Source organism: Erythrobacter mangrovi, assembly GCF_013260645.1.
In the GTDB taxonomy this organism is placed as follows: Bacteria; Pseudomonadota; Alphaproteobacteria; order Sphingomonadales; family Sphingomonadaceae; genus Qipengyuania; species Qipengyuania mangrovi.
The window spans coordinates 305,273-322,136 of sequence record NZ_CP053921.1 but is presented as its reverse complement, the minus strand read 5'-3'; the positions used below and the strand labels follow the sequence as shown (position 1 = coordinate 322,136).

Below are 16,864 nucleotides of genomic sequence, written 5' to 3'. Positions count from 1 at the left end.
CTTTACTCTTCCTTGCTCAGATTTCGAAACTGACCATCTTGGCCATGATGAAGGCGCCAATCGACATCCACACCAACCCGCCGAGGCCAGTAATAATGAGACGATCATCCTCGAAGAACCCACCGATATAGCTCGGATTGATCCACAAGATCATCGAGAAGACAATGAAGGGAAGGGCGCCAACGATATATGCCGAGGCTTTCGATTCCGAACTCATTGCCTTGATCTTTAGTTTCATCTGGGCGCGCTTGCGCAGAACGTCAGCAAGGTTCGACAGCGTTTCGGCGAGATTGCCACCCGTCTCCCGCTGGATCGCAAGCGTGATGCAGAAGAAGTTGAATTCCGCGATACCAAGGCGATCGGCCGTGTCCTGGAGTGCATCCTCCATCGTCTTGCCGATCTTGATTCGCTCGACGATGCTCTTGAACTCCTGACCCACTGGGCCGGGGACTTCCTGTGCGACGACTCCCAGCGTCTCTGTAACAGGCAAGCCTGAGCGCAGGCCGCGCACGAGCAGCTCGATCCCATCCGGGAATTTGGTATTGAATTGGTTCGTGCGCTTCTTGATCTGACGACCCACAATGAAGTGCGGTATGCCAGCACCAAACAGAGTTCCGATGCCGAGCGAGAGCGGAAATGATCCGCTACGCAAGAATAGCAGAAGGGCGACGCCCAAACCGATCCCGATCGAGGTGTAGGCGTACTGGGTAAGCGTCCAGTTCTTGCCTGTCCGGTCTAGCCTTGTGGCCAGCGCGTCCAGGCGAGAGTCTGATCCTGCCACCTTGTAGCGCTTGGGCTTGCGGGCGGCCAGCGCCTTCTTGAGCTGCGATTCAACCTTGGCGTCGGTACTTTCGGAGTGACGATAGCGAAGCTGCTGCAGGCGGCGCTGACCCGACTTCGCCGCGTTGGGACCGGACAGCGCCGTGTAGCCCAGCACCAGCAAAGCCAGTACACCGACCACAACTAGCAATAGCTGAATGATATCCATCGCTGAATCCGTTCCTAACCTTTGACACGCAGCGAGATCGCGCCGGTTGCGGCGACGATTCAAACCGAATGATTATTCCGCGGCTGCCTCGAAAGTGACCGCCTCTTTCTTCCTCGGCAACAGACCCTTGAGATCGAGCCCGCCAAGCAATGACTTCTTGGCGCCAGTACTCGCTTCCGCGCCGCCTTCCTCTTCGCTTCCGATACCGATAATCCGTGCCGCAACCTGCTTGATGGCCGCGGCCGCCTTCGACCCGCCGTTGGCGTCGACGAAGGTCTTGCCCAGTTTGGCTGCATTGGCGGCAGCCTTCTGGTCGAACGGGATCGTGACGTCGATCTTGCGCTCGATCGAGGCCTCGAAGTCGGCCTTGCTAATCTCCGCCACGCCGGGCTGTACCTTGTTTGCTACGATCAACGGCTTCGCTTGCGGAGCGTTGGTCTTTAGCCACGACAAGATCCGGATCGTATCGCGGGCCGAAGCAAGCGACATTTCGGTTGTCAGGACAACTACATTCACCTCATTGAGAAGGTGTGGGAAGTTGATCATCATATTGCGCGGCAAGTCGACGACCGTCATCTCGAAAGCGTGGCGGAACTCGTCCTGCAGTTGCATGAAGGCCGACCCGTCAGTCATCAGCGGCTGATTGATCGGGGCCTCGGCCGAAAGAATAGCAAGGTTGTCGTTCGCGCGGATCATTGCGCGTTCAATAAACAGCCCGTCGATACGGCTTGGATTGTCGATAGCGTCAGTCAGGCCACGGCCCGGTTCAAGGTCGAGCGCTAGGGCGCCGGTACCGAAATGAACGTCGAGATCGAGCATGGCCGTCGACATCTTGCGGTCACTTGCAAAGGTCCAGGCAAGCGATGTCACCAAGGTCGATGCACCTACCCCGCCGCGAGTGCCGATGACTGCAGTCGATATGTGGCGTTTGGCCATTTCTTCATCGCTCAGACGAGGGGCGGCGAAGATCGCCTGCGCTTGATTGAGCGAGTCACGCAGCGTGGCCGGCGAGAGCGGCTTCAGCAGGTAGTCGTGAATGCCGCTTGCAAGCAGATCGCGATAGAGGCGCACGTCATTGACCTGTCCGACAGCGATCACCACCGTTCCAGGCTCGCAAACCTCGGCGAGGGCGTTGATGTCATTGAGAGGGTCTCCGCTCTCCGACAGGTCGACCATCAGGATGTTCGGGCTAGCCGAAACCGATAGCGACTGGACCGCATTGCGCAGTCCACCCTTGTTGCACTTCTCCGGTTGCCAGCCGAGTTCGATCACCACCGGGCGCAGAACATCGAGCGCAGCTTCGTCGCACAGATAGGCGGCGAATGGATCGCGATTGCCGGAAATGGCTGATTTCAACGACGCGCTCATGGCTTAGTTGCCTCCTTCTGAGGTGGTGACTTCCGGTAGGCCTAGGGCACCCGTGGGCGCCGCTTCACGATAGGAATCGATGGCCTTGTTGGAACTCAGGATCACGGTCTCGCCGCTGCCCTGCTGGCCGTGGATCAGGTCCTCGGGGTTGGCCACCATTGCAGCCATGTTCGAGTTCACCGCACAACCGTAGTTCGGATAGGTGGCGTTGCCGTAGTTGATGTCGCTTTTGGCCGACCAGTCGGGGCAACCCGGCACGCTAGCGAGCGTGCGCGAAATGACCACGCGGGCCTGGCCCGGATTGACGTAACCAGCGGTCGGGGGTGCGCCTTCGCTGACCAGCAGGCCGTAGCGACCAGCCAGCCGTGCCACTGCATCGCGCACGCTTGCGTTGTTGGACGGATCGTCGATCGAAATGCGATCTCCGTATCGCAGGCTCATCGAGTCAAACCAACCGACAAGGCGCTGCTGTTCGCTAACTGGCAGGCTGTCCCCGCCAGTCGATACGTCGAGCGTGTAGTGGGTCCGCTCAACCACCGGCTGCTTGGTGCTGTAGAGCGAGGGGTTGTCGGCAACACCGCCGCAGGCACCCAGTCCCAGCGAGAGCGAGAGGGCCAGCGCGGCTGCCGTCTTCCTGGTCAGATCGTTACGCATCACTCTTGTCCTTCTCACTCGAAGCTGAAGCCGGGCTTGGCGTCGGTATCGACATCAGCCTCGGCACGGCGCGGCTGGGCCGGGCCGGTTGCGACATTGGCTTGTCCGACGGGCTGAGCCTGCGACAGGCCCGGGGTCGGCGGCTCGGTGCTCTCGCGCATCGTCGGCGACGGGCGCTGTTCGCCACTCTTGCCGTTGTTCTCCATGTAACCGATGATGCTCTGGATCTCATTGGGAGCCCGGAAACCATCCGTCGGCAGGACAATGTCGTTCGCATTGACGGGCTTGACCAGGTAAGGGGTGACGACGATCACAAGCTCGGTCTCGCCCTTTTGGTAGCTCTTCGAACGGAACAGGTTGCCAAGGATCGGCACATCACCGAGCCCAGGAGTCTTCTGCAGCTGGTTTTGCGAACTATTCTGCATCAGACCGGCAATCATGAAGCTCTGACCCGAGCCGAGTTCGATCGTGGTCTCGGCCCGGCGTGTCGTGAGAGCCGGGATCTGGAAGCCGTTGACGATCACTGCGCCGCGGGTCGAAAGTTCGGAAACTTCCGGACGAACGCGGATTGAGATGCGACCGTTCGACAACACTGTTGGTGTGTAGGTCAGGCTGACACCGTACTTCTTGTACTCGACCGAAGTCGTGCCGAGTCCCTGACTTTGCGGGATCGGGAATTCACCACCTGCAAGGAATTCTGCTGTCTCACCCGACAACGCGGTCAGGTTAGGCTCTGACAGGGTCGTGACGAGGCCGACCTGTTCACCAAGGTCGAGCGCACCGAGCAAGTCCAAGCCGAGAAAGCGACCGAAACCAGCGATAGTGCTGCCTCGGTTGACTTGGTCGACGATCGTGAAGCCATCGCCTTCGTAGTTGGTACCGACGGCGACTGGGCCCGCCGGAAAGCGCTGACCTGTCGTTGGGTCGATGCCTGAAGGAGTAACCTGGGAGAAGGCTCCGCGACCGGTACCGACCCCAAACTTGAAGCCGCCAGTGCTATCGACCGTCGTCAGGTTGCTACCGATATCGCGTACCAATGTGCGGCTGACCTCGGCGAAGCGCACCTGCAGGTTGACCTGCAGCGGCGTAGCCATCTTGAGACGGCTGATCACGTTGGTATCCTCACCGACAAATGCTTCAACCAGGCGCTGGGCCTCCGAAGCATCTTCGGGCGCTGCGACGGTCCCCGTCAGCAGCACCGTATTGGTACCCATGGTGGAAACGGCGACTTTAGCTGCAGGCATCGCCAGCGCGAGCATCTGGTCGATGCTGTCGATGTTCGAACCGACGCGAACGTTGGTCGACCAGACGATGTCGCCTGCAGCGTTGCTGGCGTAGACCGTCGTTTCGCCGCCGGCCTTGCCGAAGACGTATAGCTGTCGCTGTGACTTGACCTGAACGTCCGCAATGCTGTCGTCCGCGACGAAGACGTCCGCCATCGTACCGGGCACGGTGACAAGCTCACCGCGACCGATCGAAAGGACGAGATCATTGGCCGGCCGGGCAACCGACTGTGCGGTTGCGACATTCGCCGGGATGCTGATCAGCGGCGCGAACGCCAGGCTGGCGAGCAGCACTTTAGTGGAGAGACGACGGTTCATGGAATTGCCCCCTGAATGGCTTCCTGTCTGCTGGTTCTGGCTCATCGGATCATCGATGCACTGGCGACTGGCACGGTCTGTGCTGCGCTGTTGAGGCCCTGCGACTGGGCTGAAAGGATGCGGCCTGCGCCCTTTTCAACGGGGACCTCCTCGGTGGTTTTGCCACGAGTCACTCGGACGCTAGGGCCCGTGCGAGCCGGACCTCCAAAGCCTGAGGGGGACGCTCCCGAAGCCGACGAACCGGTCGGTGCCCTCTGGGCGGGAATTGTGCTACGCTGGAAGCGTGACACGTCGCCACCGGTCACATAGGTGCTCTTGCTGTCATCGGGACGAGCCATTGCATCGCGCAGCATTTTTTCTTCTTCCTCGGGCGAGACGCCATCGGGGATCCTGACATCGCCCGAAGCAATGCGACGCTCGAGGTCGCTCTGACCGTCCGCCAGCGAACGCAGCGATAGGCTTAGCGTGCCGATGGTCTGAGCTACCGCGATCTTTTCGGCGATGACCGGTGTCACTTCGAGCGTGACCGTCCGGAAAGCCTTGACGATGGTCGAACCATCTTCGCCCTTTTCCTGCGTGGTTGACTGGTCGGTTGCCAGCACACGAAGGTTACGAATGATGGTTTCCGACGCTTTCAGTGAGCTCTCTTCAGCGCCCGTGATGGTCTGGGTCAGCACCATGTCGACCCGGTCGCCCGGGAAGACGAAGCCCGCGACGCCCGACTGGGCCGAAACGGGAACGGTAATGGCGCGCATGCCTGGAGTGAGGGCGGCAGCGAGGAAGCCGCGGTCGCCCGGACTTACCAACGAGCCTTGGGTGACTGGCTCACCCGCGGTGATGGGGTGGCGGACCACGGTTCCGAGTAGCTTGGCCATGTCGGCCTCGCCTTCGAGGAAGTACGCATCCTGCACCAGTTCTTGAGGCCACAGCTGATAACCGATGGCATCGGCCGAAATGATAGTGCCAACCGGCAGTGCACGCTGGGCAACGAGGACCTTCGGGCCCTGCGGTTCGACCTGTGCGGCTTCGGCCTGCGGCGCCGAAGCACCCGCGAACATGCTTCGTGCAATCAGAGCAGTCCCGACCGCGATGATCAGCGCACCTACCAGCAGAAGCAGCTTCTTCCTATCCATGGCTATTTAGCCCCCTCAAATGACCCGCGGTAATCCCGATGCGGGCAAGTATGGTTTCAAGCCTTACGGCCGAATTGGTTAAAATCGGGTTTTCAACCCATTCCTGTCGCCGATGCGGCGCGGCCAAGCGGTTCGGTACCAAGCACCCAAAGACCAGCGACAGCGATGGCGAGGCCGTAGGGGATCGCAATGCGATCCTTGCGGCGGCGCAGAAAGTGAATTGCGGCAAATACGACCGTCAGGAGCCCACCAACGAGCGCCATGACGATCACGAGCTTGAGGAATGGATAGGGTGGTATCCAAAGCGCAAGCGCGGTCAGCAGCTTGACGTCGCCACCGCCCATCTGGCGGATCGCAAAGAGCAAGCAGCAGATCGAGAATACGATCGCGGCAAAACCCAGCTGAGTTGCCGCATCCGGCCAAAGCGAGAGGCCGCTTGTCCACCACCAGAGCGGTGCTGCAAGGGCGATGGCGGCGTTGAGCTTGTTACCGATCTGTCGACTCTTGAGGTCGGTAGCGGCAGCAATCAGCAGTGCGATTGCCAAGCCGCCGAGCAATACGTAGGTGAAATCGAAACTGGCCATCTTGCCCCCCGAAGGTCTTGCCGTCGGGAGTGCTACAGAACATGGCTTACCAAATAGTAACCATAGCGGAGCGCGGGAAGCCTTGGATCAGCCAGCCTTACCAAAGATCGATCGTCGAGCCATTCCTGCTCGGGCGCGTGAAAGCAGCTGGGAAGCGCCTGACGGCTACGCGTTGCGCAGGATCGACTGGCCGGCCGGTGCGCCGCCGCGCGGCTCGATCCTGTTCCTGCCAGGGCGAGGCGATTTCTACGAGAAATACCTTGAGACGCTCGATCAATGGAACCGTGCGGGTTGGCGGGTTACCGCTACCGACTGGCGCGGGCAGGCCGGTTCAGGTCGCTTGGGTGACGACGCGGTTACAGGGCATATCGGCGACTTCTCGCAATGGGTCGATGATCTGACCGCATTGTGGAGCGACTGGAAGGCGGCGACGCCCGGGCCGCATATCCTCGCTGCACATTCGATGGGCGGCCATGTCGTGATGCGTGCCCTTGTCGCGCATGCAGTTGATCCGGATGCGGTAGTGCTCAGTGCGCCAATGCTGGGCATGTCGGGGCCGCCGCTTCCGCTGTTCTTGCTCCAGGGAGTGGCCAAGTTGATGTGCATGGTCGGCAAGCCAACCCGTCCCGCCTGGAAGTGGAGCGAGAAGCCCGGGGAAATCCCAGCGCGTCGGCGCGACCTGCTCAGCCATGATGGCGAACGCTATGCCGATGAGCTGTGGTGGCGCGAGAAGCGGCCCGAACTGGTGATGGGGCCGGGAAGCTGGGGCTGGGTCGAGCGGGCCTATGCCTCGAGCCGTGTGCTTGAAGCCAAGGGTGCACTCGAGGCGGTCCACGTACCGGTGTTGATGGTTTCAACCTCGAACGACAAGCTGGTCAGCCATCCGGCGGCGGTACGTGCCGCCGAACGCCTGCCCCAGGGCGAGCTGGTCGTCTTCGGCAAGGAAGCGCACCATGAGATACTGAGGGAAGTGGATGCTGTGCGTGACCAGGCGATGGCGGCGATCGCCGAATTCCTTGACCGGGTAGCGCCAGCCCGAACCTGATCATGCATGACTTCGCGATAATAGGGGCCGGTATAGCCGGGGCCAGCCTTGCCGCCGAACTTGCGGCAGAGGGCGTCAGTGTGGTGTTGCTCGAGGCCGAGGATCATCCCGGCTACCATGCGACTGGGCGGTCCGCCGCATTCTGGGAAGAATGCTATGGTGGGCCCGAGATCGTTCCCCTCACGCTGGCTTCCGGACCCTATCTGCGCGACGGCGGGTTCCTCACACCGCGAGGCGCACTTTACATCGCGCGGGCGGCGGATGAGTCCGAGCTGGACGCATTCATGGAGCGCTTCGCGCCCACCGGCGTCACCATCGAGCGTCTCGATGCCGCGAGCCTTGCGCAGCGCTTGCCCGGGTTGCGCGCGGACTGGACCGGCGCGGTGTGGGAGCCGGCCTGCGCCGATATCGACGTTGCCGCGTTGCATGCCCATTATCTTTCACTCGCGAAGCACGGCGGGGTCGATCTGCAGGTGCGTGCGCGACTTGCAAGGGCGGAGCGGCGCGGAGGCGTGTGGAACCTTGCAACCGAGCGCGGCGATACATTTCGCGCGCAGACCCTGGTCAACGCCGCGGGGGCGTGGGCCGATGAGATCGCAGACATTGCCGGCGCACGTCCGCTCGGGATTGTGCCGCTACGCCGTACCGTGGTGCAGTTGCGGGTCGATCCACCGGCGCCAGCGGATCTGCCGCTTGTGCTCGACATTGCCGGAGGCTTCTATTTCAAGCCTGAGTCCGGGCGGCTCTGGCTGTGCCCGCATGATGAGACGCCCAGTGTGCCCTGCGATGCCGCACCCGAAGAACTGGACGTAGCAGAAGCGATCGACCGCTTCGAACGCGCGGTCGAATGGAAAATTGGTGCGATCGAGCGCAAGTGGGCAGGATTGCGCAGCTTCGCGCCCGATCGCTGTCCGGTCTATGGGAAGGATCCCCGCTGCGAAGGGTTTGCCTGGTTCGCCGGCCAAGGTGGCTACGGCATCCAGACATCCCCGGCCGCGGCACGACTTGCGGCACAGCTACTCCTTGGTAGCGAGCGCGACGAAATGACGAGCGCGATAGACGCGACAATTTATGACCCGGCGCGCTTCGGCTAGCCAAGCTCGACAAAGTCGTTAGGCTGGTGGACGAAACAACACCAAAGTAGGAGAGCTGCTGGGATGGCACACCACTTCGAGATCTATAAGGACAAGGCTGGCGAGTTCCGAGTGCGCTTCAAGTACAATTCGGAAGTGATGTTCTCGACCGAAGGTTACAGCACCAAGGCGAGCGCGCAGAACGCTATCGACTCCATCAAGAAGAACGGCCCGGGCGCTGAGGTTATCGACAACAGTTGAGCGGCCTTAGCCTTCGCCGGCGGCGATGCGTTCTGCGGCGTCGCTGGCGAGGCGATCGACCCGCTCGTTTTCCGGATGGCCATTGTGGCCCCTGACCCAATGCCAGGTGACCTTGTGTCGCGCCGTCAGTTCGATCAGGTCATGCCATAGTTCGGGGTTGCGGACCGGTTTCTTGCTGGCGTTTACCCAGCCGTTCTTCTTCCAGCCATGAACCCAACGGGTGATTCCGTCGATCAGGTACTTGCTGTCGGTATAGAGATCGACCTCGCACGGTTCGATCAGCGCCGACAACCCCTGGATCGCGGCAGTCATTTCCATGCGATTGTTGGTCGTGTCGGATTCGCCGCCCGACATTTCCTTTTCGTGACGACCCATGCGCAACAGCGCTCCCCAGCCGCCTGGACCGGGATTCCCTTTGCAGGCGCCGTCAGTGAACAATTCGATTTTCTTCATGCAAACAGCTCTTTGCCGTTCGCTCGGTAGAAATCCAGCCTCCGCGCAAAATCCATTGGGTCCTTGCGGACCACCAGGGCATCGGTCGGGGTAAAGACCCAGTCGTAGGCGCGCGATGACAGGAAGCGCATGCAGGCACCGCGCAGGAGGACGGGCATCTGATCGCGCTCTTCATCAGAAAGCGCGCGACCGGAGGCATATCCGGCAAGGAGCGCGCTGGAAATCTCCGGTCGGAACTGGTGCCCGCCGGGACTGAAGCACCACGCCGCGTGGGTGACGGCCAGATCGTAGGCAAAAAAGTCGTCGGCCGAGAAGTAGAAGTCGATGAGGCCCGATACCCTGTCGCCGAGCATCAGCACATTGTCGGGGAAGAGGTCACAGTGAACCACCCCATGCGGCAGGCCGCCGGGCCAGTGCATCGCGAGATAAGACAGTTCTTCATAGGCCAAGTCAGACAGGCCGGGTGAAATCGTGTCGAGCCTCTCCGAACCGCATTGGTGGATCAGGCGGTCCCATTCGGCCAGGCCCATCGTCTGTATGCCCTGCATCGGGAAATCGGCAACGGCATGGTGCAATTGCGCCAATGCACTACCAACAGCCTTGGCCTGACCCGGCGTGGGGTGATCGACCGAAACACCGGGCAAGAATTCGATCAGTGCCACAGCCTTGTCTTCGATCATGCGGAAGGCAGCGCCATCACAATCGTGGATCGTGCGCGGGACTGGGCAGCCCTTAGCAGAAAGATGATCGAGCAGGCCAAGGAAGAAAGGGAGATGCGCTGTGTCAATGCGCAGCTCGTACATCGTCAGGATATAGCGGGCACGGGTGGTTTCGATCAGCCAGTTCGAATTGGAAACGCCTTCGGCAATGCCCTTGGCCGAAACCAGTTCGCCGACGTCATAGGCCGCGATCAATTCCGCCAGGTCTTCGGCACCGAGATGAGTGTAGACCGCCACTTATTCGGTGAGCTGCCTGGGCAGCTTGAAGACCATGTTCTCTTCGGCGGTAGCGACGGTTTCCTCTTCGACAGTGCGCCATTCGCCGAGTCGATCGACAACCTCGCGCACGAGCTTCTCCGGGGCAGAAGCCCCGGCAGTAAGGCCGATCGTGCTGACGTTCGCAATCCACTCAGGATCGATCTCGCTCGCACGTTGGATCAGCCGCGCCTGCGTGCCAAGCCTTTGCGCGACTTCGACCAGTCGTAGCGAATTGGACGAATTTGGGGCACCGATCACCAGCACCAAATCACATTGGGGAGCAATCTGCTTGACCGCCGCTTGGCGATTGCTGGTCGCGTAGCAGATGTCTTCCGCCCTTGGTGCCACGATATGCGGATAACGTGCCTGCAGCGCTTCCACGATCTCGCGCGTGTCGTCGACAGACAAGGTAGTCTGCGTGAGGAAGGAAATGTCATCCGCCTCTGTGAAGCTGAGCTCGGCAATATCTTCGATTGTCTCGACCAGCGTGATTCTGCCTTCGGGCACCTGTCCCATCGTCCCGATTACCTCGGGGTGCCCCGCATGGCCGATGAAGATGATGTGCTGGCCCTTTTCGATTTGCCGTTCGGCCTGACGGTGAACCTTGCTGACCAGCGGGCAAGTTGCGTCGACATAAAGCAGCTGGCGGCGCTCTGCTTCAGCCGGGACAGACTTGGGCACGCCATGGGCGCTGAACACCACAGGGGCATCGTCAGGAACCTCGTCGAGTTCCTCGACAAAGATTGCGCCCTTGTCCTTGAGGCAATCCACCACGTAGCGGTTGTGGACGATCTCGTGCCGGACGTAGACGGGAGAACCAAACTTTTCGAGCGCGCGCTCGACGATTTCGATCGCCCGGTCGACGCCGGCGCAGAAACCCCGCGGGGCTGCGATCAACAGCTTGAGAACGGGGCGTTCGGAACCCTCGTGCGAAGGCGCGGTGGATGGAAAGGGGGCGTTCATGTGCCGCCCTCTAGCGCTTTCGCCCGACCCAAGCTAGGGCGTGTCCGCACCCCAAGAGGGGCAAGAATACGAATTGCGACAAGGGAATCGAAGCCGCATGACCAGCCGATATCGCCTCATCTCTGTGCTTGCCCTCGGGCTGGCGCTTACCGGCTGCAAGAAGGAAGGCGATCTGGTGTTAGATGCCGGGGTTGGCATCACCGCTGTCCGCACCGCCTGCCCGGCAGTTGGAATCCCTGACTACACCGGCGATATCACGACGTTCCGCGCACCCGGTTCGACCACCCAGGCCGATCTCGATGTTAGTGCTGTCATTACCAACCTGCGCTCGAGCTGTGACGATGGCCCCGAACGGGTCTATACCGAGGCGACCTTCGATGTCCTGGCCAGGCGTAGCGATACCCGCGGCGCCCGGACTGTGACCCTGCCCTACTTCTCTACCGTCCTGCGCGGCGGCAGCGCCGTGGTGACCAAGCGTGTCGGCCAGGTCACGATTCAATTCGCTGACGGGCAGGAGCGCGCGCAGGCTCGGGGCACGGCCGGTGCGTTTGTGAACCGTGCAGATGCCTCTCTACCTGCGGATATCCGCGAGCAGATCACGCGCAAGCGCAGGCCCGGAGACCCCGACGCTGCGCTCGACCCGCTTGCCGACCCTGCAGTCAAGGCGGCCGTCCAGCGCGCAAGCTTCGAACTGCTGGTCGGTTTCCAGCTGACCGAAGAGCAGCTGCGCTACAACGCCACTCGCTGATTGCACGCCTCTGACGGCTTGCGATTCTGGCCCAATGGGCTAGGCGCGCGGCATGGCTGACATGCAGACTCTTCACGCGGCCTTCGCGGCCCGGATCGATGCGGTATTGAACGCGCTGGAAGCGGAGGGCGTCCTTCCGGCGGGTGTGTCGCGCGCCAACGTTGCAGTAGAGCCTCCCCGCGATCCCTCGCATGGGGACCTCGCGACCAATGCGGCCATGGTTCTCGCCAAGCAGGCGAGTACCAATCCCCGCGCGCTCGCCGAAAAGATCATCGCCCACCTCGAGCGCGATCCAGACATTGTCGCGGCGGAGATCGCCGGGCCTGGTTTCATCAACCTGCGCCTGTCGGACGAGGCATGGCGGCGCGAACTGCGCGCGATTGCTTCGCTCGGCACCGATTACGGCCGGTCGACGATGGGCAAGGGGCGCACGGTCAATGTGGAATATGTCTCGGCCAACCCTACCGGGCCGATGCATATGGGGCACTGCCGCGGTGCGGTGGTCGGGGACGCCCTGGCGGGCTTGCTCGAATTCGCCGGCCACCGCGTCGTACGCGAATACTACGTCAACGACGCGGGAGGGCAGGTAGACGTTCTCGCCCGTTCGGTACACCTACGGTATCGTGAGGCTCTCGGCGAGAGTATCGGCGAGATACCCTCGGGCCTCTATCCCGGCGACTATCTCGTTCCCGTCGGCCAGCGGCTCGCGCAGGAATTCGGCGATGCCTACCGGGACGCGCCGGAAAGTGAATGGCTGGAGCTCTTCCGCAACCGCGCGGTTGCCGGAATGATGGACATGATCCGCAGCGACCTGGCGCAGCTCGGCATTCATCATGACCTGTTCTCGTCCGAGGCGGAACTCCAGGCTGCGAAGAAGCCCGAGGCGGCCGAGGCCTGGCTGCGCGAGAAGGATCTTGTCTACGACGGTGTGCTAGAGGCGCCCAAAGGCAAGGCTCCGCCCGAGGACTGGGAGCCGGTCGGGCTGCCGCTGTTCCGTTCGACGAAGTTCGGCGACGACCAGGATCGCCCGATCAAGAAGTCCGACGGTTCATGGACCTATTTTGGGGCCGACCTCGCCTATCACCTTCAAAAGGCGCAGGGCGCCGACGAGCTGATCGACATCTGGGGTGCCGATCATGCCGGTACGGTAAAGCGGATCAAGGCCGCCGTCGCCGCGCTCAGCGAAGGGCAGGGCAAGGCAATCCCCTTCGACGTCAAGCTGGTCCAGATGGTTCAGTTGATGAAGGGCGGCCAACCCTTCAAGATGTCCAAGCGCGCGGGGAACTTCGTCACGCTCGCCGACGTGGTCGAGATGGTCGGCAAGGACGTCGTCCGCTTCACCATGCTGACCCGCAAGCCCGACGCACAAATGGACTTCGACTTCGACAAGGTGGTCGAGGCGTCGAAGGACAATCCGGTCTTCTACCTGCAGTACGCGCACGCGCGCATCCGCTCGACGCTGCGCAAGGCTGGCGTCGCGCCTTCCGATGCGCACCTCGACCGGCTGGGCGCCGATGAACTGGCGCTGGTACGCGAAGCGGCGCAGTTCCCGCGCGTGGTCGAAGCCGCCGCCAAGGCTCGCGAACCGCACCGCATTGCGTTCTTCCTCGGTGACCTCGCCGCGGCCTTCCACAGCTTCTGGAACGCCGGCAATGACGACCCGGCCAAGCGGATCATTCAGGAAGGCGACGCGGATATTACTGCTGCAAGGCTTTATCTCGCCGATGCGATCGGGCAGGTAATCCGCAACGGTCTCGCGATCCTGGGGGTCCAGGCCGTCGAGGAGATGTAATCATGGCGGCAACGCCCTACGACGCTGAAGAGGATTGGGACGAGGACGAACAGCTCGACCTCTCTCAGGACGATCGCCTGCCATGGCTCGAATCGGCGGAAGAAGAGGATGCGGCTGGTGGCTTCGATACGGTCCGACTGGTTTTGTTGGGCGTACTTGCGCTGGCAGTGCTCGGTGCTGTCCTGGGCGCCATTTGGTTTGTTACGAATAAGACGTCCGATGAACCGTCCGCCGATGGCAGCCTGATCGCCGCCCCCACGGAGCCCTACAAGACCAAGCCCGCCGACGAAGGCGGTAAGGTTTTCGCCGGGACGGGTGATTCGAGTTTTGCGGTTGGCGAGGGCCAAACGCGCGAAAGCAAACTGGCGGACAAGCCGGTGAGTGTCGCAGGTCCCTCGATCGCCACCACACTCGACGATGAAACGCGTCCTGCCAGTACGACATCCTCTTCGCAACCAAGCACCCCACCGCAAACCGTCGGTGTAGCAGTTCAAGTCGGCGCTTTCCCGCGCCGCCAGGATGCCGAGGCGGCTTGGGCCGCTCTGCTGCGCCAGACTGAAGCGCTGAGTGGCGTCAGCCATCGCGTGGTTGAGGCGCAGGTCGATATTGGTCGCGTCTATCGCCTGCAGGCAATGGCCCGAGATCGCGCCGCAGCGAACCAGCTGTGCGCAGCGCTCAAGGCTGATGGACTCGCTTGCTTCGTCAAATAGCCCGCACCCAAGCCCTGTTTCCACACTTGCTGCGGCAGCCGCGCTTGCCCGGTTTCCGGAAAAGCCGCAGTTTCATCGCATGACGCCTGCCATCTTCGGCATTTCCGGTCTCGAATTGACGGCCAACGAGCGCGCCTTCTTCCGTGAGGCCGACCCGACGGGCTACATTCTGTTTGCGCGCAATTGCGCAACTCGCGACCAGCTCCGTCGGCTGACCGACGAACTGCGTAGCATTCACGGACGCGACCGGCTGATCGTTTCGATCGACCAGGAGGGCGGGCGCGTCGTGCGGATGAAGCCGCCCGAATGGCCACGCTATCCCGCGGGTGAGGCTTTCGCCCGGCTGTTCGAGATCGCTCCTGCGTCCGCGATCGAGGCAGCACGGGTCAATGCGGAGGCGATGGGGCGCGAACTCGCGCTTGCCGGGATCAGTGTCGACTATCACGCGCCGTTCGATGTGCGTCGGCCCGAAACCGACAATGTCATTGGCGACCGTGCGCTGGGTAGCGACCCTATGCAGGTCGCGGCGCTGGGTCGTGCGGTGCTTGATGGTCTTGGCCGCGCGGGCGTGGTCGGTTGCCTCAAGCATATGCCCGGTCATGGCCGGGCGACGGTCGACAGCCACAAAGAGCTGCCGCGCGTCGACGCAAGCGCCGAGGACTTGGCGATTGATATCGAGCCCTTTCGCACGCTGTCGGCGCATCCGCTCGGGATGAGTGCGCATATCGTCTTCACGGCGTGGGATGCGGACAATCCGGCGACCCTGTCCAAGACCGTGATCGACGACGTCATTCGTGGCCAGATCGGTTTCGATGGGCTGCTGTTGACCGACGACATCGACATGCAGGCGCTTGAAGGTACGATCCCCGATCGTGCCGAGCGTGCGCTCGCGGCGGGTTGCGATATCGTGCTCAACTGCTGGGCGAAGCTCGACGACATGGCCGGCATCGCCGAACGATGTGGGGCGATAAGTGAGGCGAGCGCCGCGCGGCTGACGCGCGTCCATGCCGCAATGGGCGAACCTGCCGATGCGATCGAGACGAGCGACCTTCTCGCCAAGCGGGATGCGTTGCTCGCGATCACGGGAGAAGCGGCATGACCAGCGACGGGCTGTTGTTCGCCGACCCTTCCGCCGAGGAAGAATGGGATGGCATCGCCAGCGAGGCGAAGGTCGACGAGAACGCGCTTTACCTCGAGCTCGATGGATGGGAAGGGCCACTCGACCTGCTGCTCGACCTGGCGCGGCGGCAGAAGGTCGATCTCAGGCAGATCTCTATCCTCTCGCTGGTGGACCAGTATCTCGGCTATATCGAGCGAGCAGAGGCTCTGAGGCTCGAGCTTGCTGCCGACTACCTCGTGATGGCCGCCTGGCTGGCATACCTGAAGTCCGCCATGCTGCTGCCCAAGGACGAGCAGGAAGACCCCAGCCCAGAGGAATTGGCGCTCAGGCTGCAATTGCGGCTCCAGCGCCTGGGCGCGATGCGCGATGCAGCGGCGCGGCTAATGGGTGGCAACCGCCTTGGCCGCGACGTCTTCCTGCGTGGTGCGCCTGAAGGGCTGGAGATTGCCCGCAAGAACCTGTGGCAATGCGACCAATTCACCCTGATCGAGGCCTATGGCCGGGTCAAGGCGCGTACGGCGCCGGCAATCCACATGGTGCGCGAACGGCCGGTAATGACGCTCGAAAGTGCACTCGAACGGGTCTCGCACATGCTCGGTGTCACGCTCGACTGGATGGAACTGCGCGACTTCCTGCCGCCGCATGCCGAACCGCGGCTGCGCAAATCGGCCCTCGCGTCCAGCTTCGTCGCCGCGCTTGAGCTGGCCCGTCTGGGCCGCGCGGAGTTGCAACAGGAAGATGCCTTCGGGCCGCTCCACCTGAGACGGGTCCAGGCCAATGGATGAACTGGTCCGGGCGATAGAGGCCGCGTTGTTTGCCGCAGAGGAACCGATGGCCGTGGAGGAGCTTGCGCATTTCCTCGGCGATGCTTCGAATGCGGACGTTCGCGAAGCGCTGGCGACTCTCGCCGGTCATTACGAACAGCGCGGGGTTCGCTTGGTGGAGCGCAGCAAGCGCTGGCATTTCGAAACCGCACCTGACCTCGCCCATCTGCTGCGGCGCGAGAAGGAACAGGTCCGCCGTCTCAGCCGCGCCGCGACCGAGGTCCTCGCAATTATCGCCTATCACGAGCCGGTCAGCCGCGCGGAAATCGAATCGATCCGCGGCGTGCAGACCAGCGGTGGCACGCTGGACGTGTTGATGGAGGCCGGTTGGGTGAAGATCGCCGGACGTCGCGAAGTCCCCGGGCGCCCGACCATCTACGCCACCACGCCTGAGTTTCTCGACCATTTCGGCCTCACCAGTCGCAGAGACCTGCCGGGAATCGCGGAATTACGCGCAACTGGTCTGCTCGATCCGATCGACGATGCTTATGATGCAATGGTCGGGGAAGAGACTGAACAGCCGGAAGAGGATATCGAAGCTGACAGTGATGCCTGACTGGCGCTGCGCCC

The 16,864-nt window shown here is 62.2% G+C and carries 18 protein-coding genes; 9 read left to right on the top strand and 9 right to left on the bottom strand.

The annotated features are described in order from the left end of the window. Positions 1–16 precede the first annotated feature (16 nt). From HQR01_RS01690 to HQR01_RS01665, 6 genes are all read right to left on the bottom strand, one after another. Positions 17–988, bottom strand: a complete 972-nt coding sequence (locus HQR01_RS01690) for a type II secretion system F family protein (protein WP_173212070.1) — start codon at positions 986–988, stop codon at positions 17–19. A 72-nt stretch (positions 989–1,060) separates the two neighbouring features. After that, a complete protein-coding gene (locus HQR01_RS01685) occupies positions 1,061–2,356 on the bottom strand; it encodes a pilus assembly protein CpaE (protein ID WP_173212069.1) in 1,296 nt (431 codons plus the stop codon). 3 nt (positions 2,357–2,359) lie between these two features. After that, positions 2,360–3,010, bottom strand: a complete 651-nt coding sequence (locus HQR01_RS01680; protein WP_173212068.1) for a CpaD family pilus assembly protein — start codon at positions 3,008–3,010, stop codon at positions 2,360–2,362. Between the two features lie 14 nt (positions 3,011–3,024). Next, a complete protein-coding gene (locus HQR01_RS01675; protein ID WP_173212067.1) occupies positions 3,025–4,611 on the bottom strand; it encodes a type II and III secretion system protein family protein in 1,587 nt (528 codons plus the stop codon). A 41-nt stretch (positions 4,612–4,652) separates the two neighbouring features. Then, positions 4,653–5,744: a Flp pilus assembly protein CpaB gene (gene cpaB, locus HQR01_RS01670; RefSeq protein WP_173212066.1), complete on the bottom strand. Its 1,092-nt coding sequence runs from the start codon at positions 5,742–5,744 to the stop codon at positions 4,653–4,655. A gap of 92 nt (positions 5,745–5,836) precedes the next feature. Continuing rightward, positions 5,837–6,328, bottom strand: a complete 492-nt coding sequence (locus HQR01_RS01665; RefSeq protein ID WP_173212065.1) for an A24 family peptidase — start codon at positions 6,326–6,328, stop codon at positions 5,837–5,839. Between the two features lie 82 nt (positions 6,329–6,410). On the opposite strand from HQR01_RS01665, the gene HQR01_RS01660 reads away from it, so the two are divergent. The 3 genes from HQR01_RS01660 to HQR01_RS01650 all read left to right on the top strand — a co-directional run bounded on the left by HQR01_RS01660 (position 6,411) and on the right by HQR01_RS01650 (position 8,707). Next, positions 6,411–7,373, top strand: a complete 963-nt coding sequence (locus HQR01_RS01660; protein WP_173212064.1) for an alpha/beta hydrolase — start codon at positions 6,411–6,413, stop codon at positions 7,371–7,373. Positions 7,374–7,375: 2 nt separating this feature from the next. Next, on the top strand, positions 7,376–8,467 hold the full coding sequence (locus HQR01_RS01655; protein WP_173212063.1) for an NAD(P)/FAD-dependent oxidoreductase: 1,092 nt from the start codon (positions 7,376–7,378) through the stop codon (positions 8,465–8,467). A gap of 63 nt (positions 8,468–8,530) precedes the next feature. After that, positions 8,531–8,707: a YegP family protein gene (locus tag HQR01_RS01650; RefSeq protein ID WP_173212062.1), complete on the top strand. Its 177-nt coding sequence runs from the start codon at positions 8,531–8,533 to the stop codon at positions 8,705–8,707. A gap of 6 nt (positions 8,708–8,713) precedes the next feature. Here the strand turns inward: HQR01_RS01650 and rnhA are convergent, their stop codons facing one another. From rnhA to ispH, 3 genes are read right to left on the bottom strand one after another with little or no spacing between them, the layout of a single operon-like run. Further along, on the bottom strand, positions 8,714–9,160 hold the full coding sequence (rnhA, locus tag HQR01_RS01645; protein WP_173212061.1) for a ribonuclease HI: 447 nt from the start codon (positions 9,158–9,160) through the stop codon (positions 8,714–8,716). Beyond that, positions 9,157–10,116, bottom strand: a complete 960-nt coding sequence (locus HQR01_RS01640; RefSeq protein ID WP_173212060.1) for a homoserine kinase — start codon at positions 10,114–10,116, stop codon at positions 9,157–9,159. Before HQR01_RS01640 ends, rnhA begins: the two co-directional genes overlap by 4 nt. Beyond that, positions 10,117–11,100 (bottom strand): 4-hydroxy-3-methylbut-2-enyl diphosphate reductase, encoded by a 984-nt coding sequence (gene ispH, locus HQR01_RS01635; RefSeq protein WP_173212059.1) that lies wholly within the window; start codon positions 11,098–11,100, stop codon positions 10,117–10,119. Between the two features lie 97 nt (positions 11,101–11,197). On the opposite strand from ispH, the gene HQR01_RS01630 reads away from it, so the two are divergent. The 6 genes from HQR01_RS01630 (at position 11,198) to scpB (ending at position 16,850) form a co-directional block, all read left to right on the top strand. Beyond that, on the top strand, positions 11,198–11,848 hold the full coding sequence (locus HQR01_RS01630; RefSeq protein WP_173212058.1) for a hypothetical protein: 651 nt from the start codon (positions 11,198–11,200) through the stop codon (positions 11,846–11,848). A gap of 52 nt (positions 11,849–11,900) precedes the next feature. Next, positions 11,901–13,640: an arginine--tRNA ligase gene (argS, locus tag HQR01_RS01625; RefSeq protein WP_173212057.1), complete on the top strand. Its 1,740-nt coding sequence runs from the start codon at positions 11,901–11,903 to the stop codon at positions 13,638–13,640. Between the two features lie 2 nt (positions 13,641–13,642). Continuing rightward, the gene (locus HQR01_RS01620; RefSeq protein WP_173212056.1) at positions 13,643–14,350 is read left to right on the top strand and encodes an SPOR domain-containing protein; all 708 of its coding nucleotides are present in this window, start codon (positions 13,643–13,645) and stop codon (positions 14,348–14,350) included. Between the two features lie 79 nt (positions 14,351–14,429). Continuing rightward, complete coding sequence (gene nagZ / locus HQR01_RS01615) at positions 14,430–15,449, top strand: beta-N-acetylhexosaminidase (RefSeq protein ID WP_173212055.1); 1,020 nt, start codon at positions 14,430–14,432, stop codon at positions 15,447–15,449. Then, positions 15,446–16,255 carry a segregation and condensation protein A gene (locus tag HQR01_RS01610; protein WP_173212054.1) on the top strand — a complete coding sequence of 270 codons (810 nt, stop codon included), beginning with the start codon at positions 15,446–15,448 and terminating at the stop codon, positions 16,253–16,255. Before nagZ ends, HQR01_RS01610 begins: the two co-directional genes overlap by 4 nt. Then, positions 16,248–16,850: an SMC-Scp complex subunit ScpB gene (gene scpB, locus HQR01_RS01605; protein WP_173212053.1), complete on the top strand. Its 603-nt coding sequence runs from the start codon at positions 16,248–16,250 to the stop codon at positions 16,848–16,850. The genes HQR01_RS01610 and scpB overlap by 8 nt, the downstream gene beginning before the upstream one ends. Positions 16,851–16,864 lie beyond the last annotated feature (14 nt).

Coding starts and splice junctions, on each gene's coding strand:
- HQR01_RS01690 (WP_173212070.1), bottom strand. CDS start 988: ATGGATATCATTCAGCTATTGCTAGTTGTGGTCGGTGTACTGGCTTTG.
- HQR01_RS01685 (WP_173212069.1), bottom strand. CDS start 2,356: ATGAGCGCGTCGTTGAAATCAGCCATTTCCGGCAATCGCGATCCATTC.
- HQR01_RS01680 (WP_173212068.1), bottom strand. CDS start 3,010: ATGCGTAACGATCTGACCAGGAAGACGGCAGCCGCGCTGGCCCTCTCG.
- HQR01_RS01675 (WP_173212067.1), bottom strand. CDS start 4,611: ATGAACCGTCGTCTCTCCACTAAAGTGCTGCTCGCCAGCCTGGCGTTC.
- cpaB (WP_173212066.1), bottom strand. CDS start 5,744: ATGGATAGGAAGAAGCTGCTTCTGCTGGTAGGTGCGCTGATCATCGCG.
- HQR01_RS01665 (WP_173212065.1), bottom strand. CDS start 6,328: ATGGCCAGTTTCGATTTCACCTACGTATTGCTCGGCGGCTTGGCAATC.
- HQR01_RS01655 (WP_173212063.1), top strand. CDS start 7,376: ATGCATGACTTCGCGATAATAGGGGCCGGTATAGCCGGGGCCAGCCTT.
- HQR01_RS01650 (WP_173212062.1), top strand. CDS start 8,531: ATGGCACACCACTTCGAGATCTATAAGGACAAGGCTGGCGAGTTCCGA.
- rnhA (WP_173212061.1), bottom strand. CDS start 9,160: ATGAAGAAAATCGAATTGTTCACTGACGGCGCCTGCAAAGGGAATCCC.
- ispH (WP_173212059.1), bottom strand. CDS start 11,100: ATGAACGCCCCCTTTCCATCCACCGCGCCTTCGCACGAGGGTTCCGAA.
- HQR01_RS01630 (WP_173212058.1), top strand. CDS start 11,198: ATGACCAGCCGATATCGCCTCATCTCTGTGCTTGCCCTCGGGCTGGCG.
- argS (WP_173212057.1), top strand. CDS start 11,901: ATGGCTGACATGCAGACTCTTCACGCGGCCTTCGCGGCCCGGATCGAT.
- HQR01_RS01620 (WP_173212056.1), top strand. CDS start 13,643: ATGGCGGCAACGCCCTACGACGCTGAAGAGGATTGGGACGAGGACGAA.
- nagZ (WP_173212055.1), top strand. CDS start 14,430: ATGACGCCTGCCATCTTCGGCATTTCCGGTCTCGAATTGACGGCCAAC.
- HQR01_RS01610 (WP_173212054.1), top strand. CDS start 15,446: ATGACCAGCGACGGGCTGTTGTTCGCCGACCCTTCCGCCGAGGAAGAA.
- scpB (WP_173212053.1), top strand. CDS start 16,248: ATGGATGAACTGGTCCGGGCGATAGAGGCCGCGTTGTTTGCCGCAGAG.